At 66.4% G+C, this 20,895-nt stretch carries 18 protein-coding genes; 4 read left to right on the forward strand and 14 right to left on the reverse strand.

All coding sequences use genetic code 11. The annotated features are described in order from the left end of the window. Nucleotides 1-51: 51 nt before the first annotated feature. The 3 genes from ahpC to U5809_RS27130 form a co-directional block, all read right to left on the reverse strand. Nucleotides 52-615 (reverse strand): alkyl hydroperoxide reductase subunit C, encoded by a 564-nt coding sequence (gene ahpC / locus U5809_RS27120; protein ID WP_006488685.1) that lies wholly within the window; start codon nt 613-615, stop codon nt 52-54. Nucleotides 616-860: 245 nt separating this feature from the next. Next, on the reverse strand, nt 861-1,082 hold the full coding sequence (locus tag U5809_RS27125) for a CopG family transcriptional regulator (RefSeq protein WP_322088776.1): 222 nt from the start codon (nt 1,080-1,082) through the stop codon (nt 861-863). Nucleotides 1,083-1,195: 113 nt separating this feature from the next. After that, nucleotides 1,196-2,092 (reverse strand): LysR substrate-binding domain-containing protein, encoded by an 897-nt coding sequence (locus U5809_RS27130; RefSeq protein WP_027782765.1) that lies wholly within the window; start codon nt 2,090-2,092, stop codon nt 1,196-1,198. Between the two features lie 177 nt (nt 2,093-2,269). On the opposite strand from U5809_RS27130, the gene U5809_RS27135 reads away from it, so the two are divergent. Genes U5809_RS27135 through U5809_RS27145 form a run of 3 tightly spaced genes read left to right on the forward strand, consistent with a single transcriptional unit; the run spans nt 2,270 to nt 5,230 of the window. Next, complete coding sequence (locus U5809_RS27135) at nt 2,270-3,436, forward strand: branched-chain amino acid ABC transporter substrate-binding protein (protein WP_322088777.1); 1,167 nt, start codon at nt 2,270-2,272, stop codon at nt 3,434-3,436. 26 nt (nt 3,437-3,462) lie between these two features. After that, nucleotides 3,463-3,987: an L-2-amino-thiazoline-4-carboxylic acid hydrolase gene (locus U5809_RS27140; protein WP_322088778.1), complete on the forward strand. Its 525-nt coding sequence runs from the start codon at nt 3,463-3,465 to the stop codon at nt 3,985-3,987. Beyond that, on the forward strand, nt 3,980-5,230 hold the full coding sequence (locus U5809_RS27145) for a Zn-dependent hydrolase (RefSeq protein WP_322088779.1): 1,251 nt from the start codon (nt 3,980-3,982) through the stop codon (nt 5,228-5,230). The genes U5809_RS27140 and U5809_RS27145 overlap by 8 nt, the downstream gene beginning before the upstream one ends. A gap of 81 nt (nt 5,231-5,311) precedes the next feature. On the opposite strand, the gene U5809_RS27150 is transcribed toward U5809_RS27145, so the two are convergent. Together U5809_RS27150 and U5809_RS27155 are read right to left on the reverse strand one after the other, a co-directional pair. After that, nucleotides 5,312-5,794, reverse strand: a complete 483-nt coding sequence (locus U5809_RS27150; RefSeq protein WP_322088780.1) for a GNAT family N-acetyltransferase — start codon at nt 5,792-5,794, stop codon at nt 5,312-5,314. Nucleotides 5,795-5,822: 28 nt separating this feature from the next. Continuing rightward, entirely contained in the window at nt 5,823-6,659 is an 837-nt protein-coding gene (locus U5809_RS27155) for a cytochrome c (protein WP_322088781.1), read from the reverse strand. 54 nt (nt 6,660-6,713) lie between these two features. Here U5809_RS27155 and U5809_RS27160 point away from each other — a divergent pair, with 54 nt between their 5' ends. After that, complete coding sequence (locus U5809_RS27160; protein WP_322088782.1) at nt 6,714-7,748, forward strand: DUF3626 domain-containing protein; 1,035 nt, start codon at nt 6,714-6,716, stop codon at nt 7,746-7,748. A gap of 51 nt (nt 7,749-7,799) precedes the next feature. Here the strand turns inward: U5809_RS27160 and U5809_RS27165 are convergent, their stop codons facing one another. The 9 genes from U5809_RS27165 to U5809_RS27205 form a co-directional block, all read right to left on the reverse strand. Then, nucleotides 7,800-9,074 carry a hypothetical protein gene (locus U5809_RS27165; protein WP_322088783.1) on the reverse strand — a complete coding sequence of 425 codons (1,275 nt, stop codon included), beginning with the start codon at nt 9,072-9,074 and terminating at the stop codon, nt 7,800-7,802. After that, nucleotides 9,071-10,894: a glutamine--fructose-6-phosphate transaminase (isomerizing) gene (glmS, locus tag U5809_RS27170; RefSeq protein WP_322088784.1), complete on the reverse strand. Its 1,824-nt coding sequence runs from the start codon at nt 10,892-10,894 to the stop codon at nt 9,071-9,073. Before glmS ends, U5809_RS27165 begins: the two co-directional genes overlap by 4 nt. A 116-nt stretch (nt 10,895-11,010) precedes the next feature. After that, the gene (locus tag U5809_RS27175; protein WP_322088785.1) at nt 11,011-11,499 is read right to left on the reverse strand and encodes a Biofilm PGA synthesis auxiliary protein PgaD; all 489 of its coding nucleotides are present in this window, start codon (nt 11,497-11,499) and stop codon (nt 11,011-11,013) included. Beyond that, a complete protein-coding gene (gene pgaC / locus U5809_RS27180; protein WP_322088786.1) occupies nt 11,477-12,748 on the reverse strand; it encodes a poly-beta-1,6-N-acetyl-D-glucosamine synthase in 1,272 nt (423 codons plus the stop codon). The genes U5809_RS27175 and pgaC overlap by 23 nt, the downstream gene beginning before the upstream one ends. Continuing rightward, complete coding sequence (gene pgaB / locus U5809_RS27185) at nt 12,745-14,838, reverse strand: poly-beta-1,6-N-acetyl-D-glucosamine N-deacetylase PgaB (protein WP_322088787.1); 2,094 nt, start codon at nt 14,836-14,838, stop codon at nt 12,745-12,747. Before pgaB ends, pgaC begins: the two co-directional genes overlap by 4 nt. Before the next feature lie 15 nt (nt 14,839-14,853). After that, the gene (gene pgaA / locus U5809_RS27190; RefSeq protein WP_322088788.1) at nt 14,854-17,523 is read right to left on the reverse strand and encodes a poly-beta-1,6 N-acetyl-D-glucosamine export porin PgaA; all 2,670 of its coding nucleotides are present in this window, start codon (nt 17,521-17,523) and stop codon (nt 14,854-14,856) included. 104 nt (nt 17,524-17,627) lie between these two features. Next, entirely contained in the window at nt 17,628-18,425 is a 798-nt protein-coding gene (locus tag U5809_RS27195; RefSeq protein ID WP_322088789.1) for a hypothetical protein, read from the reverse strand. A gap of 63 nt (nt 18,426-18,488) precedes the next feature. Continuing rightward, a complete protein-coding gene (locus U5809_RS27200; RefSeq protein WP_322088841.1) occupies nt 18,489-18,899 on the reverse strand; it encodes a hypothetical protein in 411 nt (136 codons plus the stop codon). A 646-nt stretch (nt 18,900-19,545) separates the two neighbouring features. After that, nucleotides 19,546-20,541, reverse strand: coding sequence for a LysR substrate-binding domain-containing protein (locus tag U5809_RS27205; RefSeq protein WP_322088790.1), 996 nt, complete (start codon nt 20,539-20,541; stop codon nt 19,546-19,548). Nucleotides 20,542-20,895 lie beyond the last annotated feature (354 nt).

Genomic DNA, 20,895 nt, shown 5'->3' on the forward strand with positions numbered 1-20,895 from the left:
GCTGCGGCGGCCCGCCATCGCGCGCCTCGTGCGAGGCGCGCGGAGCGATCGTCAGATCTTGCCGATCAGGTCGAGCGACGGGGTCAGCGTTTCCGCACCCGGCGTCCACTTGGCCGGGCACACTTCACCCGGATGCGCCGCGATGTATTGCGCAGCCTGCACCTTGCGCAGCAGTTCGCCTGCGTCGCGGCCGATGCCGTTGTCGTGGATTTCGCACAGCTTGATCTCGCCTTCCGGGTTGATCACGAACGTGCCGCGCAGGGCCATCCCTTCTTCCTCGATCAGCACGTCGAAGTTGCGCGACAGCGTGAGCGTCGGGTCGCCGATCATCGGGTACTTGATCTTGCCGATCGTGTCCGACGTGTCGTGCCATGCCTTGTGCGTGAAGTGCGTGTCGGTCGACACGCCGTAGATTTCGACACCCAGCTTCTGGAATTCCGCGTAACGGTCGGCGAGGTCGCCCAGCTCGGTCGGGCAGACGAACGTGAAGTCGGCCGGGTAGAACACGACGACGGACCACTTGCCCTTGAAGTTCTCTTCCGAGACGGGCACGAAATCGCCGTTGTGGTAAGCGGTTGCCTTGAACGGCTTGATTTGGGTGTTGATGATCGGCATCTGGAGAATTCCTTGTCTTCAGTGGTGAGTGGAGTGTTGCCAGTATCCGGGTTCACCCTGAGTTTGTGAAATTGCTTGTTTCAATCCGGGGCATCGGGATTTTCTATCTGCTTCCGGCCCTTGATTTGTCGGCGTGAGCGCCGGGCACCCGGTGCAGGGGGAGGGGCGTCAGTACGCGAAAGCCATGGGGGTCGACTCCAGGTCGCGCAGACGCCCGATCGGGTAGTCCGTGCCGGGGCGCGCGTTTACCACTCCGACCGAAAATCCTCGTGGCGGGTGACCGTGCGGCCTTTCCAGAGACCGAAAACATTGTCAGCAAATGTTGTCGCGTGCCGAGCGACATAGGCATCGATTGCGTCGCGGATGACGTCGGCGCAGGAGCTGTTCTTGAGCGCTGCGATGAAGGTCGGCGCGGCGTGCTGGTCATCCGATAGATCGACGGGAACTCTGCTTATGGCAATCTCCATTACAAGGAATGGGCATCATGGAGATCCGGCCCGGGATACGCAACGTCGTGGCTTGGCCGATGCGATTGCTGCTTCCCGGGGCGGGCTGAAGTCCCATCGCCGGCCCGCTCCGCTCAAATCCCCGCCATCTTCCTCAACCACGCCGCCAGCCGCCGCGCGCCGTCCGGCATGTCCGCGTCCTCGCGCGTGCACAGGTAGTAGTCGCGCCCGTCGTCGAGTACGTGATCGAACAGCTTCACGAGCTCGCCGTTCGCCAGCTCGCGCTCGACCAGCGGCGCGCGCAGCAGCGCCGCGCCGAGATCCGCGCGCGCGGCGCTCAGCGTGAGTTGCCCATCCTCGAACATCGGCCCCACCGCGTGCGACACATGCCGCACGCCGGCGCCCTGCAGCCAGTTGACCCACGTGCTGCGATCCTCGTCGTGCACGAGCGGTGCGCGCGCGAGATCGGCGGGCGTGCGGAACGGCCCGTGGCGCTTCAGGAACGACGGGCTGCACATCGGCACCATCGCGCCCGGCAGCAGCCGCTCGCAGCGGTAGCCGGGCCAGTCGCCGGTGCCGAAGCGGATCGACAGGTCCGACGCGTCGCTCCGGTAATTGCGGTGATGCGCGTACAGCACCGTGACGTCGACGTCCGTGTTGTCGGCGAGGAACGCGTGCAGCCGCGGAATGAACCAGCCGATGCCGAGCAGCGGGATCAGGCTGACGGTGATCTGCCGCAGCGACGAGCGGTCGCGCACGAAGCGCGTTGCGCTGCGCAGCACCGAGAACGCGGCGCTGATCGAGCGGTAGTAGTCGCGCCCTTCGTCGGTGAGCGCGAGCAGCCGGCCCTCGCGCACCGTCAGCGGCGTCTGGATGAACGCTTCGAGCAGTTGCAGCTGATGGCTGACGGCCGACGGCGTGATGTCGAGCTCGCCTGCCGCCGCGGTGACCGACCCGAGACGCGCAAACGCTTCGAATGCACGCACCGCACGCAGCGGAGGATCGTGCGGCAATTGTTCGATATTTTTCATGTATCGAATTTTATCGAAAAGTCAGGGTAAGCGACAACATGAAAATATCCTTTGTTTACCGGGATATACGTTAATGTGGCGAGAACAGCATAAGCATCCAACAATTGGGTATTTGGGGTTTGGGTGATGAATATTTAATATTTTTCATGTTTTGATCCGATTCGCCGATCCCCGCACATGAAAATCGCATTTCTCCACGCCAGCCTCGCATTCTCGGCCGCCGCCCTGGTCGCCTCCGCTCCCGCGTTCGCACAATCCGCGCCGCAGACGATCCTGATCGGTCTCGCCGCGCCGCTGACCGGCCCGTCCGCGCGGATCGGCAAGGATCTGCAGAACGGCGCGCAACTCGCTATCGACGACGCGAACGCGAAGCATCCCACCATCGGCGGCAAGCCGGTCGTCTACAAGCTCGTCGCGGCCGACGACCAGTCCGATCCGCGCACGGCCGTCGCGGTTGCGCAGCAGCTCGTCGACCAGCACGTGATCGGTGTCGTCGGTCACTGGAACACGGGCTGCAGCGTGCCGGCGTCGCGCGTGTACCGCGATGCGGGCATCCCGCAGATCGCACCGGCATCCACCGGCCATCAATACACGCAGCAGGGCTACGCGACGGCGTTCCGCATCATGGGTCACGACGATGCGGGCGGCAATTTCACCGGCGCGTATGCGGTGAAGACGCTGAAGGCGAAGCGCATCGCGGTGATCGACGATCGCACGTCGTTCGGCGCGGGGCTGGCCGACCAGTTCATCAAGGGCGTGCAGGCGAACGGCGGCGCGATCGTCGATCGCCAGTACGTGAACGACAAGACGACCGACTTCAGCGGCGTGCTGACGGCCATCAAGGGCAAGCGCGCGGATCTCGTGTTCTTCGGCGGCCTCGATGCGCAGGCTGCGCCGATCTCCCGCCGGATGCGCCAGCTCGGCGTGAATGCGCCGCTGCTCGGCGCGGGCGGTTTCGTGAGCCAGACCTTCCTGTCGCTCGCGGGCAAGGACGGCGACGGCGTGACGGCGCTCGAACCGGGCCTGCCGCTCGACCGGATGCCGGGCGGCAAGGCGTTCGACACGCAATACCAGGCGCGCTTCCGCGCACCGATCGAATTGCATGCGCCGTTCGCGTACGACGCGGCCGCCACGCTGATCGCGGCCGCGCAGAAGGCCGGCACGACGCAGCCGGCGAAGCTCGTCGCGGCGGTGCGCGCGATCGACCGGCCGGGCGTGACGGGGCGCGTCGCATTCGACGCCGAAGGCAACCTGAAGGACCCGGCCTTCACGATCTACCAGGTGCGCGGCGGCAAGTGGACCGTCGTCGACGTGCTTGGCGGCGCGCGCACCGCAGCCAAGTAAGTAACAAGACAACCAAGACGATCCCCATGACAGAAGCGAACCCGACATCCGCCACCGCACCCGAGGACACGCGCCTCGGGATCCTCGCGCGGCGCCGCATCGAAGCGGAAATCATCAAGCCGATCTACGAGATCATGAAGCGCGAGTTCGGCACCGAGCGTGCGCAGGCCGTGATCGCGGAAGCCGTGCGCGGCGCGGCCGTCGACGCAGGCCGCACGTTCGCCGCGCAGGAGCCGGACGGCGCGAGCGTGAAGTCGTTCATCGCGCTGCAGGTGCTGTGGGAGAAGGACGATGCGCTCGACGTCGAGGTGCGGCGCGCGGACGACGCGCACTACGACTACGACGTGCATCGCTGCAGTTACGCGGAGATGTATCACGCGATGGGGCTCGGCGAGATCGGGCACCTGCTGAGCTGCGCACGCGACAGCTATTTCATCCAGGGCTATGCGCCGGACGTCGCGCTTACGCGCACGAGCACGATCATGCAGGGTGGCAAGCGCTGCGATTTCCGCTACGCACTGCAGCGCGCGCCGGAGCACGGCGATGCGTGACGACACCGTGAACCTGCCGCGCGTCGACGGCGACCGTCTGTGGGCGTCGCTCGAGCGAATGGCGCAGATTGGCGCGACGCCGAAGGGCGGCGTCTGCCGCCTCGCGCTGACCGATCTCGATCGCGAGTCGCGCGACCTGTTCGTGCAGTGGGCGCGCGACGCCGGCTGCACGGTGCGCGTGGACCAGATGGGCAACGTGTTCGCACGCCGCGCGGGCCGCAATCCCGATGCCGCGCCGGTGATGACGGGCTCGCACGCCGATTCGCAGCCGACCGGCGGCCGCTACGACGGCATCTACGGCGTGCTTGGCGGGCTCGAGGTCGTGCGCGCGTTGAACGACGCGGGCATCGAGACCGAGCGTCCGGTCGACGTCGTGATCTGGACCAACGAGGAAGGCTCGCGCTTCGCGCCGGCGATGGTGTCGGCCGGCGTGTTCTCGGGCGTCTATACGCTCGAATACGGGCTCTCGCGTACCGACAGCGCGGGCAGGACGATCGGAGCGGAACTGGAGCGCATCGGCTACGCGGGCGCCGAACCCGTCGGCGGCTATCCGGTGCACGCGGCGTATGAACTGCATATCGAGCAGGGCCCGATTCTCGAACGGGCCGGCAAGACGATCGGCGTCGTGACGGCCGGGCAGGGGCAGCGCTGGTACGAAGTGACGCTCACCGGCGTCGACGCGCACGCGGGCACGACGCCGATGGAGGTCCGCCGCGATGCGCTGGTCGGCGCCGCGCGGATGATCTCGTTCATCGAAGTGCTCGGCCGTCGTTACGCGCCGTACGCGCGCGCGACGGTCGGGATGATCGAGGCGCGGCCGAACTCGCGCAACACGGTGCCGGGCGGCTGTTTCTTCACGGTCGAATTCCGTCACCCCGACGATGCGGTGCTCGACGAACTGGACGCGGTGCTGCGCGCGGAACTCGCACGCGTGGCGGACGAATCCGGCCTCGGCGCGCAGATCGAGCAGATCTTCACGTATGCGCCGATCCCGTTCGCGCCACGCTGCATCGACACGGTGCGCGACGCGGCCAAGGCGCTCGGGTTGTCGCACATGGATATCGTGTCCGGGGCGGGCCACGACGCATGTTATGTCGCGCGTGTCGCGCCGACCGGGATGATCTTCGTGCCGTGCGTCGACGGGCTGAGCCACAACGAGGCCGAAGCGATTACGCCCGAATGGGCGACGGCGGGCGCCGACGTGCTGTTGCGCGCGGTGCTGCAGAGCGCGCAGGAAGCCTGAGCGCGACACGCCCGGCCTGGCGGGAAGGTGCTCGCCGGGCCGGGTTTGCTTGCCTCTGCCGCAGCGCGCGTGCGATGCGCGTCAGGCCGGCGGTGAATGCCGATCGATATATCGGCGCATCACGTAGAACGCCGTATCGGTGCGCCCGGGCATCGTCATCGGCGCGCCATCGGCCACAAACCCGAGTTTTTCATAGAACCGGTACGCTGCTTCACGCGCCGTACACCACACGAGTGCAGCGCCGCGTGCTTCCGCGTGCCGCACGCAGACCTGCACCAGCACGCGCCCGAATCCCATGCCGCGCACGGCAGGGTCGACGGCCATTCCGCGAAGCCGCCACGCCGGCCGGGCAGGGTCGTCGTCGCGCGGCTCCTCGCAGAGCGATGCGATCGCCACGAGGCTCGACCGGCCGTCGAGCACGCCGACGTGCAGTGTCGTCGGCGCATGGTCGCCGGCCAGTTCGCACGCGTTCAGATCGCCGTTCAGCAGGATCGTCGCCCTGAGCGGGTGCGTCTGCACGGCGTCGATCGGTGCGAGGGTGAACAGCGTGTCGTGTGGCGCCATCAACGTTCCCAGGATGGTCGGTTGCCCGTTACTTGCCGGCCTTGCGCTTTGCCATGTACGCGAGATACGCGACGATCTGGTCGAGTTCGCGGTCGCTCAACTGGTCGGGCGGAAACGCCGGCATGCTGCGGCCCGGCCAGTCGCGTACCGACGCCGGGTTGCGGATATAGCGGCGCAGCGCGGCCGGCTGGAAGTAGTCGACCGGATTCATCGGCGTGTTCAGGTCGGGGCCTGCATGGCTGCTGCCCGCACCGTCGAGCCGGTGGCAGGCGAGGCATTGCGTGACGAACAGCCGCTGGCCCGTGCGGGCCGGATCGTCGGCGGGCAACGCCGCATCGACGGCGAGCGAGGGCCAGCGCGCGAGGGGTGACGATTCGATCGTGACGCGCACGATCTGGTACGGCCACTGCTCGCCGCGCACCGACGACGCGTCGGGACCGAGCCAAACGAGGTAAAACGGCCCGGCGCTGACCTGCTTGCCGGGCAGCTTCGGCCACGGATGGGCCGGATCCTCGATCGCGAGCCACGGGACGGCGCGGGCCGGTGCATGGCGGCGCACGAGATCCATCGGCAGTTGCGCGGCGAAGCCGTCGGCCGCGCGCGTTTCAAGCACGCCGTCGGCCGGCAGCGGCGTGTCGCCGAGCAGAGCGGTGAACGGCACCGCGCGGAACGTCATCGGCCGGCCGTATGCGATGTCGCGCGGCACGTGGATGTCCGTCGCGTCGGGGCGCGCGAGCAGCGTCTGCCGGGTGAGGGCGCGGGCCGTGCCGTCGGTGTCGAGCTTGAGTGTGGACTGCGCCGACGCGCGTTGTCCGAGCAGGCACACCGTCAGCAGCACGAGCGAAAACCACTGGCGCTTCAGCATTCGTTCTCCGGGAAAGGGTGTTCCGGCGGCGGCAGGAGGCGGGCACCGCGGCCGATGGAAGGAATCGGGCGACAGTCTATCCGGTACGCGCGGCGCTGGCGAATCCGGCGAGGGAGGTGCGATCGGAGCAAGCGCACGGTAGTATCGTGCGTCGACCCATGCCGGTGCGGCCATCCACATCCGGTGCCGGGCCGCGCACGCCACGATACCGTCGGCAACGTTCGACGCTACCGGACAACCCGCATGGACACTGCCACAGACCGGGCGCTCGCCCATATCCGACAATCCTGGCCGTCGCCTGAGCGGCGAGGCGCTGCCTTCCCCATTACGCTCAATTTCCATCCCGACACGCTGACTGCCGGCATCGGCACGCTCGAGCGGATCGTCGGCGACGGCCTGTATCGGTCCCAGTTCGAAACGGCGACGAGCAATGGCGGCATGACCGCGTACCCCGGTGGCGACCGCTGGCTGTGGGAAAGCAGGATGTTCGGGCAGGCGTACGACGATGCCGATCCCGCGCTGCGGCCGAAGTACGGTGCGCTGAATCACCGTCTCGATCCCGTTGGCGGATCGAGACGCTTTGGATCGTGTCATTTGCGTCTGCGCAACGATGTGCATCGGCGAACGACCTTCTGCTATCCGGATAGCTATTACCAGCCCGCGCATTTCGCGATTCAGGACTGCACGGCGCTGATCTCGCTCGCGGCTGAAAACCGCGACGGGCTCGATGCGCTGCTCGACAACTACATCGAGGCGCAGGTTCACGGTGTGGTGAGTCTCGGCGACGATGTCGACGCGATCGTGCTCGATCCGAGCTATCGCGATACGGCGGTCGAGGCGGCGGCGGGGCGCTCGGGCTGCCGGGTCGAGTGGCACGGCGGTTTCAGGCTGTCGCTGGATCGGCTGGCCGAGTGCGAGCAATTCCGCGGGCCGGCGGCGGCCGATGCCATTGCGCGGATTGCCGTCGACCGCGTCGTGACGCCGGCCGTGCTCGGCCGTGCGCGCGACGGCGTGCTCGATTATCAGACGGCGAAGTGGGTGTGGCATTGCGTGGCGCGGTTCGGCCAGGATAGCGGGACCACCGGCTGAACGGGGGCAACCGCGCGAGCCATCCGACGTCGCGCGCGCCGTGTCGCGCCGTCAATGACTCGAACAGGGCACGTCACGCTTCGGCACCGGCGTGTCGCGCTCCGGTGCGAAATCGGCTTCGCGCGTGCCTGACGGCGTCAGCGACACGAAATGCATCGCCGTGCCACCGGCCGGGAATCCGGCGATACCGGTCGAACCCCATGGAATCGGCGACCGCTGCGCGCCGCGCACTGAAATGTCCGACGCCCCGAGCGCAAGCGTCAGCAGCCGCCCGTCGCGGGTCGGCACGTACGCATGCGTGCCGGCGACCCCGATGCCCGACTCGCGTACCGACGCGGGCAGGCAGTCGAGCGTCGCCGTGCGACGGCCGTCCGGGGCGATCAGCATCGCGACGCCGCGATCGTCTGCCGTCGTCGTGACGACGATGAAACGGTCGATCTCGGGCACATAGGCCGACGAGTACACGTAGTACCGGATCCTGTCGGTCAGCGTCCCGAGCAGGTCCAGCTTCGCGGTGACGGGATCGAACGTCGCGTATTCGAGCGTCGCGTCGGTGCTGCCTTCGATGAATTTCTGCCAGACGAGCAGGGCGGTGCGTTGCGAGCCCGCGATCACGGGCCACCACTCGCGGCGATGCGGCGCGACCGCGACGTGGTTCAGCACGCGTCCAGTCGCGTCGTAGGTTTTCAGGTAGACGCCGTTGCCGGTGCCGAGATTGTCGACGCCGCCGCCGTCGACCCAGTCGGCCGAATAGAACACGACGAAGTGTTCGCCGACCGTCGCGACGTGCCCGGAGTGGCCGCCCGACTCGACGTCGTTCGGGTAGGGCTTGATCGGCTTCAGGTCGCGGCGGTAGATGCCGTAGCGCTGGCTGACTTCCTGCGGCGCGTTCCAGCCGTCCTCGAACGTAACGAAGATGTCGCCGCGCGCGTTCTGTGCAATCGATACAGGTTCCTGCGCTTCGGGACGGCTGATGAATGTACGAACGTGCAGCAGGCGTGGCTTGCCGGGCAGCCATTCGCCGACGTACACGTCATGCGGCCAGTTGCCGTTGCGCAGTGCGCCGCGCGGCACGGTGCCCGAGCTGCTGAAGAACACCCAGCGTTTGCCGTTGCCGGCGTCGGCCACGCCGATGCCGTGCATGAAGCGTCGCGGGTCGCCGGTGTCCTGCGGCGACGCCGGGGCCGGCACGGCGACCGTATGCACGGCCGGCACGACGGCGAGCGCGGGCAGCGACACCGCGCCGACGCAGCACGCGCCGCAGAGCGCGGCCGTGGCTGCGACGCGCGATGCGGCCGCCTGCGCCGGGCGGGTTCGCTGCTTCATTCGACGGTCACCGATTTCGCGAGGTTGCGCGGCTTGTCGACGTCGGCGCCGCGCGCGCAGCCGACGTGATACGCGAGCAGTTGCAGCGGGATCACGTTGACGATCGGCGACAGCAGGTCGCCCGACTCGCGCACACGGATCAGGTGCGTGTCGCGGTCAGTGTCGATTTCAAGCTGGCTGCCGGCGAGCACGTAGAGCCGGCCGCCACGCGCGCGCACCTCGGCCATGTTGGACTTCAGCTTCTGGAACAGGCGGTCGTCCGGCGCGATCGTGACGACCGGCATCGCGCTCGTGACGAGCGCCAGCGGGCCGTGCTTCAGCTCGCCGGCAGCATAGCCTTCCGCGTGGATGTACGACACTTCCTTGAGCTTCAGCGCGCCTTCCAGCGCGATCGGGAAGTGGATGCCGCGCCCGAGGAACAGCGCGTTCTCGGTGCGCGCGAATTTCGCGGCCCAGCCCATGATCTGCGTTTCCAGTGCAAGCGCGTGACTGATGCGGCCGGACAGCGCGCGCAATTGTTTCAGGTGCATCGCGACCTGCGCCGCATCGAGCCGGCCGCGCAGTTGCGCGAGCGTCAGCGTCAGCACGAACAACGCGACGAGCTGCGTCGTGAACGCCTTGGTCGACGCAACGCCGAGCTCGATGCCTGCCCGCGTGAGGAATCGCATCGGCGCGTTGCGCGCGATCGTGCTGGTCGCGACGTTGCAGATCGCCAACGACAGCTCCTGGCCCATTGCGCGCGCCTGCTCGATCGCGCCGATCGTGTCGGCCGTTTCGCCCGACTGCGAGATGCCGACGACGAGCGTGCGCGGATCGGCCACCGTGTCGCGGTAGCGGAATTCGCTGGCGATCTCGACCTGCGCGGGAATGCCGGCGATGCTCTCCAGCCAGTATTTCGCGGTCAGGCCCGCGTAGTAGCTGGTGCCGCAGCCGAGCAGCAACACGCTCCTGACTTTCGACAGCAGCGCGCGCGTGCCGTCGGTCGCATCGAACAGCGCCGGCGAGATCGTGTCGATGCCGTCGAGCGTGCTGTCGATCGCCTTCGGCTGCTCGAAAATCTCCTTCTGCATGAAGTGCTGGTACGGGCCGAGCGCGGCGTCGCCTTCGCGCGCCTTCACTTCGCACAGCGGGCGCTGCGCCTCGTGTCCGCCCGAGTCGACCACGGCGATGCGTTCCGGCGTGATCAGCGCGACATCGCCGTCTTCCAGGTAGACGAAGCGATCGGTGAGGTCGCCGAGCGCCGCGCAGTCCGACGCCAGGTAGTTCTGCTCGGCGCCGATGCCGATCACGAGCGGCGAGCCGGCGCGCGCGGCGACGAGCCGCTGTGGTTCGCGCGCGCTCAGCACCGCGATCGCATACGCGCCGCGCAGCCGCTTGACGGCGCGCACGACCGCGTCGAACAGGTCGTCGCGATAGACGCTGTGGATCAGGTGCGCGATCACCTCGGTGTCGGTCTGGCCGCGAAACGTGTAGCCGTGCTCGCGCAGCTCCACGCGCAGCGCGTCGTGGTTCTCGATGATCCCGTTGTGCACGACCGCGATCGTGTCGCCGGACATGATCGGATGCGCGTTCATTTCCGACGGCGCGCCGTGCGTCGCCCAGCGTGTATGCGCGATGCAGGTCTGCGCTTCCAGGCCGAGCGTCAGCACGCGCGCCTGCAGGTCCGTCACGCGCCGCAACGTGCGTTCGCTACGCAGGCGCCCGTCGTCCTGCACGGCGATGCCGCACGAATCGTAGCCGCGATACTCGAGCCGGCTCAACGCATTGACCAGTTGCGGTACCTGATTGTTCAGGCCGCTTGCTCCGACGATTCCGCACATGATTCACCTCGTCCAGAAGAAGTTGCCGGCCTGCCGGCGATGCGTGGCGGGCGGCGTCAGGAGCGGCGCCGCGCGGCACGGATGGCACCCGTGCGCGGCAGCGCGTCTCCGCCGACTTACTCGCGGGGCTGCGGCCCCGCGTGGGCTACCCATTCGATACCGGAAATCGACCCGTTCGCGTCGTGCGACGCGACGAGAATGCGCGTCGTGCGCTGCGCGCCGCGCCGGCGGGCGCCGGCCAGCGCGGTGGTTGGCACCGAGCGGACCTTCGCGCTGGCCGAGCGCCGCAGCATCTTCGACACGCGCAGCCGGAAGGCGAGCGGATGCACGACGCGCCCGGCGATCAGCCACGTGACGATCGTGCCCGCGATGGTCGCGATCGAGGTCGCGTAGAACACCATCTGCTCGATCGGCATCTCGGCCTGATTGAACGGCAGCAGGTAGCGGTACGTATAGATGCAGATCGATGCCCATACGGCGCCGACCAGCGCGGGCCGCACGAGGCGGAACCAGACGACCTGCACGGAGCCGACGATGCGGCCGCGTTCGGCGATCATTTCGCGCGGGGTGCGCAGGGAAAGGTCAATAATCGGCGCGTTCTTCATGGTGAATGCCTCGGTCGGGGCTGACCCATACGGCCCGCTTGCCGCGGCCCCGCAGCACGACGGCCGGCAGGGCGACGACGGTGGTGATCATGCTGATCAGCCAGAAAGCAACGGGGTACCAGATGGTGTCCAGGAAATACATCAGGAGTTTTTCGTCATACTGACGATCGATCATGCTGCCGATGATCAGCTGCAGGATGCAGGTCGCAACCAGCAACATCCCGTGCCAGTGCGGCACGACCGATACGTGCCAGCTCGGCGGCAGCGGATAGACGACGTCCACCAGTGCGAGCAGCAGAATGAACGACATCGAATAGGCCCACGCGATGCCGATCAGGTACTCGACGAACAGCGGCCACATCATCAGCTGCGTCGGCCGCGCGAGCGTGCCCGCATATTTCATCAGCACCTGGATGCCGCCTTTCGACCAGCGCAGCCGCTGCCGGTAGAGCCCCTTCAGCGTCTCGGGCATCAGGATCCAGCTCAGCGCGTGCGGCTCGTACACGACGCGCCAGTCGCGGCATTGCAGCTTCCAGCTGATGTCGATGTCCTCGGTCAGCATGTCCGAACTCCAGTAGCCGACGTCGGCGAGCGCGGTCTTGCGGAACATCGTGACGACGCCCGACACCGTGAAGATGCGGCCGTACACCTGCTGCGTGCGCTTGATCAGCCCGACGATCGACGAGAATTCGCCGACCTGCATGCGGCCGAGCAGCGACGTGCGCGTGCGGATGCGCGGGTTGCCGGTGACGGCGCCGACACCCGGATCGGTCAGGAAGTGCTCGAGCATCCAGCCGATCGCGTCGTGCCCGAGCAGCGAATCGCCGTCGATGCAAAGCAGATACTCGGCGTTGGATACCGCTGCCGCGGTGGTGAGCCCGACCGCCTTGCCTTCGTTGCGCGCGTGATGGATCACGAGCAGCCGCGGGATCTCGACGGCCAGTTCGTTGAGGATCTCACCGGTGCGATCCTGGCTGCCGTCGTTGACCGCAATGATGTCGTAGTTCGGATACTGCATCCTGTTCAGGTGGCCGATCACGCTGCGCGCGTTCGCGGCTTCGTTGAAGCAGGGCACGACGATCGAGATCTTCGGGATGCCGCTCGATGCGATCGTCCGTGTCGACAGCTCGCGACCTTCTTCGAGCAGGAAGTAGTGCACCACACCGCCGATCATCCACAGATACGACATGAAGAACGGGTAGTAGAAGACGAAATCCTGCAGGCGCGTGATGAGGCTGTGGGTGGTCATGGCGTCTTCACCCCCTTCGATTGTTGCATCTGCATCAGCGCGTTGATCGAGGTCGGATCGAGGCGCGACTTCAGCGACATCACGTCGCGCATCGCGTCGAGCTCCGGCTGGCCGTTCAGGAAGTTGTCCGGGTAGTAGCCGAAATTCACGGCGCCTTCGCTGCGCAGCCGCCGCATCTGGGCGAGCAGCGTGCTGGCCGGCACGTCCTTGTGCGCGTGCCAGTCGTACGATTGCAGTTCGAACACGGTGCGCTGCAGCCCGCGCTGTTTCGCGCGCACGGCCCGCACGAGCTGGTCCAGCCAGCCTTCGGGGTCCTTCGCCTGCTCCATGTACGGCATCGCCATCAGTGCGACGTAGTCGTAGGCGGCGAGGAAATCGTCGTAGTTCTGCGCGTACCACGCTTCCGACTCGGGCTTGAGCACCGGCAGCGCGAAGATGTTGCGCACGGTCAGCACGTCGCCGACGTTCTGGTGGGCCAGCACGATCTGCTCGAGCTGCCGGGTCAGGTCGATCAGGTAGCGCGACTTCTGGCGCGTCCAGCGCTTCATCAGGTCGGGGTTCTCGCGGATCTTGCCGACGTCGGCCGGCAGCCCCCACTGCGCATAGGTGCTCAGCGCATGCCGGCCCGCATCCTCGTAGTCGTCGAGCACGGCGTCGTCGCTGAACAGGATGCCGCTGAACGACGCGTGCTTGCTGAGGTCCTCGTAGATTTGCTGGATCATCAGCCGTGCATCGGGATCGAACGGGCTCAGCCGGAACATGCGCGTGCCGTTCTCGCGGGCCGGCGCGCCGCCATATGCGCTGACGGCCTCGAGCCCGCGCTGCTTGTCGGCCGGCGGCCGGAACGCGAGCACCGGCATCCACGCGTACACCTGCACGTTGGAGCGCGTATTGAGCTGCCATGCGGCACGCGAGAACAGGTCGGCGCGCATCGGCAGGTGCCGGTTAGGGAAATACACCGATTCGGCCACGCCGGTGCCCTTCGGGTCCGCATAGGCCTGCAGATAGACCGATTTCGGCTGCATCCGGTAGATGCGCTCGATCAGCTTGCCGAGATTCGCTTCCTGCCGCGCGGGATCGGGATCGTAGACCTGGTCGAGATCGACCTGCACGGTGCGCTCCGGCACGTCGACGTCGCCACGGTTGGACGCCGGCTCGCGCATCGAGCGCTCGAACCCGCCGATATCGACGTCGTACATCATCAGGATCCGCCTCAGCCGGTCCAGCGGCACTTCCGGCGTATTCGGGCCGGCGTCGAGGCTGAACTGGATATCCATGCCGAGCGACGTCGATATCTGGCGCACGGGCTGGTTTTCCGCGCCGTATGGCCACACCATCGAGCGGGCGACGATGCCGGTGTGTTCGCGGATCTGCCGCACGCATGTCTGCAGGTCGTCGTGCACCCGCGCCGCGAATTCGGCGTCGGTTTCATAGCGTTTCTGGTCCTGCAGGTAGAGGTGCGACGTGGTCGCCGGCAACTCGTTGCCTTGCGGATTCGCGATCGCGCCATGATGGAGGTTGTGGGTGTGGCAGCCGAGCTCGACGAGGTGCGACTGACCGAGCTGCTTCACCTCGTCCCACGACATGAAGTAGTCGCGCGGTACCTGGACCTTGTCGCTGATGCGGATTGGCGTATCCGCCGGCGTATCGATCCACGCGGTGACGATGCCCATCACGGCCGGATACTTGAAGCGCTCGAGCAACGGCAGCACCTTCGTGTAGTGACTGCGAAAGCCGTCGTCGAACGTGAGCAGCACCGCGCGCGGCGGCAGCGGCTTGCCGCCGTGCCGCGACTCCTCGATCTGCTTGACGGTGATGGTGTGGTAGTTGTTGGTTTGCAGCCACGAGAAGATCGCGGTCAGCGTACCGGTATCGACCGCGAACGGATCGACCATTGCGGACGGTGACGAAAACGACGCCATCAGGTTGTCGCGCACGTCGTGCATGCAGATCACGCGGAACGTCTTGCCGTCGGCCGGATCGGACGGCGGCAGCAGGTCGATCATCCTGGCGTTCGTCACGCCCGGGAACAACGAACAGGCGGCAAACGTGCCCAGGCATCCGCACATGAAGGTCCGTCTGGTTTGCATTGCGCGATCTCCTTGCTAGAACGGCAGGTTGACCGACAGGAAGCCGGTTTCGGAGCGCTCGCGCTGGCCGTCGTACGCGTGACTGCTGACTTCGACGCCGTAGGTCAGCGTGATGTCGTGCTTGAACGTCCACGCGTGTTCGAGGCGCACGCTCCACAGCGGGCTGGTGCCGAAGCCGCGCTCGTTGTACACGCCGCCGGACGCCGACACGCGTTGCTGCAGCGACATGTCGCCCTTCTTCCACAACGTCAGCTGGTGCATCACGGTTGCCGCGGCCGCATAGTCGCGACCCGGGCTGAAGTAGGGCGCGTCCTGGCGTGTGTTGCTGTCGGTGCCGAGATCCAGCGATACGTTGACGAGCTGGTTGGCGGACGTGTACACGCGCTGCGTGGCGCTCGCCGCGATTTCCTGGTGCAGGTTCGAATCGCTGTAGCGGCTGACGCCGTAGCTCAGCTTGACCTCGCGGCGATCGTTCTGGCGATAGACGACCGCGACGTTCGCGGAGCGTCCCCAGACGTGCGCGGCATAGGCCTTCCACGGCAGCGAGTTGTCGTTGGTGTCGAGCCCGGCGCTGACTGTCCAGTAGTCGTTCAGCGCGTAGGCGATCGACCCGCGGCCGCCGGTTCGGCCGTCGGTGCCGAACGAGCGCGTGACCTCGCCCTGCACGGTGAGCGGGCCGTGCCGGTAGTCGCCGCCGACGCCCGTGCGCGTGCGGCTGACGTTGCCGCCGTCGGTTTGCGCGTAACCGAAGAACGTATGCGAGAAGACCCGCCAGTTGTCGCCGAACGGTTGCGAATACACATAGCTGTCGGACGAGAAGCTGTTGTCCGCCAGTGCGCTGTTGCCGTGCTCGAAGCTCAGGTCGGTCGTGAAAATGGGGCTGCGGTACGCGTTGTAGTCGCGCTTGAAGCCGCGCACGGCGCCGCTGTCCGGGAACGTGTTGTCGAGGGTCTGGTCGACGGTCTTCGCGGACGCGTAGTCGTCCGCCGTGAGCGACGCGCGGCCGAGGCCCGCGAGCATTTCGACGCTGTCCGGATGATCGGTCAGCGACGCGCGATACATCGCGATGGCCTGGCGCGGATGCGACTGGCCCGATACCGCGTCGGCGTGGGCGGCACGGATCTCCGCGTTGAACGGCACCTGTTGCTCGAGCTGTTCGAGCGCGGCGATTCCTTCGTCGACACGACCTGTGAAGATCAGGTATTGCGCGCGTAGCCGGTAGTAGCGCAGGTAATCGCTTTCTTCCGGGCCGACGCTCGTCACCTGTTTGGCGGGCGGCAGCGACTTGCCCATCTCGTCGAGCACCTGCTTCGCGTCCGCCGCGCGCCCCTGGTCGACGTATGACCAGAACAGCCCCTCGCGCAGTTCGATCGGACGCGTGCGGGCGCCGTACTGGAAGCCGCGGGTCGCACGGTCGGTCGGCGACGCGGTGGCCTGCTGCAGCGCGCGCTGGTACACGGCGTTTGCCTTCACCGGTTCGCTCAGGTACAGGTAGGCATCACCGACGGCCGCGAGCGCGTCGATCGAGATTTCCGCGTTGGAGGGAATCGTCTCGAACGTCGCGACGGCCAGCTTCATGTCGCCGCGTGCCGCGTAGGCGACCGTGCGGTCGCCCGCGAGCGCCGTCCTGACCGGCGTGTACTCCGGCGTGGCCGGCATCCGCTTGTCGAGGTCGTCGGCCGCGCGTAGCGCGCTGTCGAGACCGTCGAAGCGGTCCGAACTCGTCATTGAACGCGACTTGTCGCGTCCGCCGCGCACTTGCTGGCGAATCGACAGCTCTTCCAGTTGCGCGATGTCGACCGCCGAGAATGCATCGGGCCGCGCTTTCGCTTCGTCGAGCGCCTTGATCGCGCCGCCGCTCGCCGCGAGGCCGAACACGTCGTTGCGCACGGTCGCGACATCGGCGGTGCGGAGATTCGGCGCCTGCGGATTCGGCGTTTCGACGTCGGGTCCTTGCGATCGCCGGATCGGTTCGCCGGGGAGCTGGGCGCCGGGCGTCTGCGAATTCGGCGCCTGGGGCGACGGTGGTTGCGAGCCGGGTGTCTGCGTGACGGGGGCGGGCGAGTTCGGCATCGGGGTGCCGGCTGCCTGTGCGGTCAGCGTCGTTGTGGCGGGCGGTGCGGCTGGCGGCGGCGTGCCCGACGTGTGCGCGACCGGTGCTGGCGTATTCGGCTGCGCGGTACCGGATGCTTGCGCAAGCTGCATCGGGGCATTCGACGTGCGCGCGTGCGATGCGGGCGGATTCGGGGGCGCGGCGTCGAATGCCTGTGCAAGCTGCATCGGCGCGTGCGACGCCTGCGCGACCGGGGTCGGTGTATTCGGCGATGTTGTACTCGGCGGCGGCGCGTCCGGGTCCACCACGACCGTGGTCGGCATGGCCGGTTTCGGTGCCTGCGCGATCTGCATCGACGCATCCGATGCCTGTGCGATCAGTGTCGGCGCATGGGGGGGCAGCGTGCCCGAATCCTCGGCGATCTGTATCGACGTCACGCTCGTTTGCCGGGTGGGCGCAAGTGCATCCGGTGCGGATCCGGCGATTTCGCTCGCGCCACGCGGTTCCGCGTCGCCTTCGGCGGAGAAGCAGGGGCCCGACGCGACGAGCAGCAACACCAACGGCGCATGCAGGAGGATCCGCCGGTTGGACGGAGTGACGGCAGTGCATGGTTGTTTCCGATTGTTGTCCACGGTGAGTCCTCACTCTGAAACGATCACATCGGTTGCACGCCCGACGCCGCGCTTCACCGGCCGCCGCCCCGCCGGGCGGCGAGGCCCGGCGGCATCCGGCCGGTTCACAGGCGATTGCGGATCGCTTGCCCGAGCAGCGCACGCGATTCACTGTTCTTCGGGTCGATCGCGAGCGCACGGCTCGCGTTTTGCTCCACACAGTTCCATTCGTCGATCACCGCGCACGAGCGGGCCTTCGCCAGCGCACGTGCGCCTTCCAGTTCCGCGTGCGTGACGCTTGCCGTCTGCATGCGCGCCGCATCGGCGCCGTACGAACGCGGCTTCGGCGCGTCATCCAGACGCTTTCTCGTGCTCGCCAGCGTTTCGATTCGCGACGGATGATGCACGGCGCCGTGCCGTGCGATGGCGCGACCGGAGGCCGGCGCGGCATGTGTATTGGCTGCCAGTGCCACGGGCGCCGCACGGGGCGGTTGCCGGCGTTTTGCAACGGTGCCTGACGGAGTTCGCTGGGCGGCTTCCGGTTCCACCGCGACCGTGACGGGCGGCACGGTCGACACCTCGCGTCCCGTCGAAGCGGACGGCTGCGGAATCGGCGCGGGCGGCGTGACCTGTTGTGCATACGTCGATGCGGGTGCGGCCGCGACCGTCGTGCCGGAAGCACCGGTTGCGCGGGATGTCGCGGCGACGATCGCCTTGCGGTATTTCCCGACGGCGGTCGTGATCACGCGGGAGATGTCGTGTGCCATGCTTGCGTGGCCGACCACCGTGTCCCGTTCGGCATACGCGAAGATGCCGAAGATCGCGGCGAACGCGACGAAGCTGAGTGCCGCGTTCTTTCCAGGGCCCCACGAGGGCTTCGGCGGGCGGGCGAGTGAGTCGTCCGGTCGTTCTGCACGAGTCATTCAATGCTCCTCGATTCGATACGCTGCGGTGAATGACGCGATCGGGGCCGATTCAGGCGGCGTTCACCATCGCAATTGCGTGGTGAGCGCGCCCGTTTCGACGATCGCGAACTGCGTGGCGCCTTGATAAGTCCCTTCGACCCGGTAGCTGGCATCGGGCACGCTGAACAGGCAGCGCGACCCCGATGCGTTGAATTCGACGAGCACACGGCCATGTCGCCGCAGGCGTACCTGCACGTTGGCAAGCGGCTGCCCGGTACTGGCGGACGCAAACGACACGCCCAGGTTGTAGGGCCGTCCGTCCGGTGGGAGCGGTGCGGTCCCGTCGATCCGTGCGTCGCCGCAGATATACGAAATCACGTAGCGGTTCGCGCCGGGACCGGACGCGGGGGCCTGGGCCATCGCATTCATGCAGAGCGCGGAGATGAAGACGCTGAGGATAGGGCGAGCATGCTGTCGATACGAGGAAGACATTGCAACCTCCCGTCCGGAATCAATGACAGGCATTTATTCCGAGTCAGATTTGCCTGCGTTCTTTTTGCGACACGCTATTGATACACGATGGTTTTTAAACCAACAACCGCATGTGGCCGGAATGGGACGGGGTGAAATATCCTATTTAAATAGGATAACGATGAATTCGTATGAATAACTTAACGCTGAAGAAAGTCGATATTGCCGAATATGATTATTGCTCGTCGGTAGCAATGATCGAGCACACATTGAATCAGGCCGGAGGTATCGACGTTCATGCCGAAAAGTAACGACTGATAAAAGGAATTTTTGCGACTGTGTTCGAGGCGGGTCAATGAGGGTTCGGATACAGGGCGTGCATCGTGAAAAGAGGGTGCGACGTTTTGGTTATTTTGGATTGTTACAGGTAAATAGAAACTTTTGATTTGTTCTGTAACAGGGTATTTCTGTCTGGAAAATCAGGCTGAATATTCGGACTTAATGGCGCAACAGTAAAAAATACGATATTGAAACGCAAACGTTTGCGTTTCGTCTGATGCCGATTTCGGGCCGGGCACCGGGATTTCACGGACTGCGGCGGGATTGCCGATTGCTGCCTCGGGAAAGGGCGTTCACGCCGTGAACCCGCACGGCGCGAACGCAGGGGTCAGCGGCTGCCGCCGGCGATTCGACGCGCAGTGCGCATCGCCGGCGCGGCGGCCTGCTCGGCGCCGAGCGCACCTTCGACCGCCGTGCGCGGCCGGTTCATGATGTAGGTCCACAGCTGCTCGGCCGCGAGCCCGCGCTTGCGTGCCGATCGATACAGGCGGATTTCGAGTTCGGTGATCCAGTCGCCGGTGCCCGCGCACACGAGTGTGCCGTCCGCGAGCTCCTTCGCGACGCAGCTCTCCGGCAGCCAGCCGATCCCGTGCCCGGCCACGACCATGCCTTTCAATGCCTCGGACATGTGCGTCTCGAAGCAGCGTTGCAGCACATACGGCTCGGTCGCATTCAGCAGCAGCATCTCGACGATGTTGCCGAGGAACGCGCCCGACGAATACGCGAGCAGCGGCAGCGGGGCGTCGGGCGTGCCCGGCAGCTGGAACACGGGCTTGCCACGCGCATCGGGTGTCGACACGGGCAGGATCCGCTCGACGCCGAGGCTGACGAACGGGAAGTGATTCGGATCGAGCACGATCGGCAGTTGCGGATGGTGATAGCCGAGCAGCAGGTCGCATTCGCCTTCGACGAGCTGCTGCACGCCTTCCGGCACGTTCACCGCGTTCACGCGCGCGGTCACGTGGCCGACCTCGCCGTTGAGCTGCTTGAGCCATTCGGGAAACAGCGTGAAGACGAGCGTATGCGCGACGGCGAAACGCACGACCTGGTCGCTGGCCGCGAACTGGTCGTAGCCGTTCACGAGATTGCGCGCCGCATACATGCTGCGCAGGATGTCCGCGGCGAGCCCGCGGAACATCTGGCCGGCCGGCGTCAGCGTGATCGGGTTGATGCTCCGGTCGACCAGCTTCGCATCCATCCAGGTTTCGAGCGCGGCAATTCGTCTGCTGAATGCCGACTGCGTGAGGTGCCTGTTACGTGCTGCCCGGGAGAAGCTCTTGGTATCCGCAAGGCTCAGGAAATCTTCCAGCCACTTTGCTTCCATTTCGATCGTCGCTTTTTATAGTCGGGCGCCTGAGGGCGGCGGCACCGTGTGCTGCACCAATTTTCTAGCGTACCGCGCCTCGCGTGGATCGGCCCGATGTTTTTTTTCGATCGGTGTCAGTCGAAATATGCATGGGCGTTGTCGGCGGGATTACGGCTACATAGCGTTGAGGTGCCGGACCCGGCTAACCGGACAGTTCACAGCGTCGAGCTGCCGGCGTGCCGCAGACGGTACTTCCCCCAGGGCCGGTTGCGCCGTGCGCGTGCCGGCCCGCCTCCATTGCGGCGGCCCGGTGCCCGGTCGCGCCGTTTTTTTTGTGCAGTGCAGATTGCACAATCGTGACACGCGGGGGAA

It is taken from the genome of Burkholderia sp. BCC1999 (genome assembly GCF_905339975.1).
In the GTDB taxonomy this organism is placed as follows: Bacteria; Pseudomonadota; Gammaproteobacteria; order Burkholderiales; family Burkholderiaceae; genus Burkholderia.

Bases quoted from the DNA above. Each gene is read 5' to 3' on its own strand.
- ahpC (WP_006488685.1), bottom strand. From the start codon at position 615: ATGCCGATCATCAACACCCAAATCAAGCCGTTCAAGGCAACCGCTTAC.
- U5809_RS27205 (WP_322088790.1), bottom strand. From the start codon at position 20,541: ATGGAAGCAAAGTGGCTGGAAGATTTCCTGAGCCTTGCGGATACCAAG.
- U5809_RS27195 (WP_322088789.1), bottom strand. From the start codon at position 18,425: ATGACTCGTGCAGAACGACCGGACGACTCACTCGCCCGCCCGCCGAAG.
- U5809_RS27140 (WP_322088778.1), top strand. From the start codon at position 3,463: ATGACAGAAGCGAACCCGACATCCGCCACCGCACCCGAGGACACGCGC.
- U5809_RS27125 (WP_322088776.1), bottom strand. From the start codon at position 1,082: ATGGAGATTGCCATAAGCAGAGTTCCCGTCGATCTATCGGATGACCAG.
- U5809_RS27155 (WP_322088781.1), bottom strand. From the start codon at position 6,659: ATGCTGAAGCGCCAGTGGTTTTCGCTCGTGCTGCTGACGGTGTGCCTG.
- U5809_RS27160 (WP_322088782.1), top strand. From the start codon at position 6,714: ATGGAAGGAATCGGGCGACAGTCTATCCGGTACGCGCGGCGCTGGCGA.
- U5809_RS27150 (WP_322088780.1), bottom strand. From the start codon at position 5,794: ATGGCGCCACACGACACGCTGTTCACCCTCGCACCGATCGACGCCGTG.
- U5809_RS27200 (WP_322088841.1), bottom strand. From the start codon at position 18,899: ATGTCTTCCTCGTATCGACAGCATGCTCGCCCTATCCTCAGCGTCTTC.
- U5809_RS27145 (WP_322088779.1), top strand. From the start codon at position 3,980: ATGCGTGACGACACCGTGAACCTGCCGCGCGTCGACGGCGACCGTCTG.
- U5809_RS27130 (WP_027782765.1), bottom strand. From the start codon at position 2,092: ATGAAAAATATCGAACAATTGCCGCACGATCCTCCGCTGCGTGCGGTG.
- pgaC (WP_322088786.1), bottom strand. From the start codon at position 12,748: ATGACCACCCACAGCCTCATCACGCGCCTGCAGGATTTCGTCTTCTAC.
- U5809_RS27165 (WP_322088783.1), bottom strand. From the start codon at position 9,074: ATGAAGCAGCGAACCCGCCCGGCGCAGGCGGCCGCATCGCGCGTCGCA.
- pgaB (WP_322088787.1), bottom strand. From the start codon at position 14,838: ATGCAAACCAGACGGACCTTCATGTGCGGATGCCTGGGCACGTTTGCC.
- glmS (WP_322088784.1), bottom strand. From the start codon at position 10,894: ATGTGCGGAATCGTCGGAGCAAGCGGCCTGAACAATCAGGTACCGCAA.
- U5809_RS27135 (WP_322088777.1), top strand. From the start codon at position 2,270: ATGAAAATCGCATTTCTCCACGCCAGCCTCGCATTCTCGGCCGCCGCC.
- U5809_RS27175 (WP_322088785.1), bottom strand. From the start codon at position 11,499: ATGAAGAACGCGCCGATTATTGACCTTTCCCTGCGCACCCCGCGCGAA.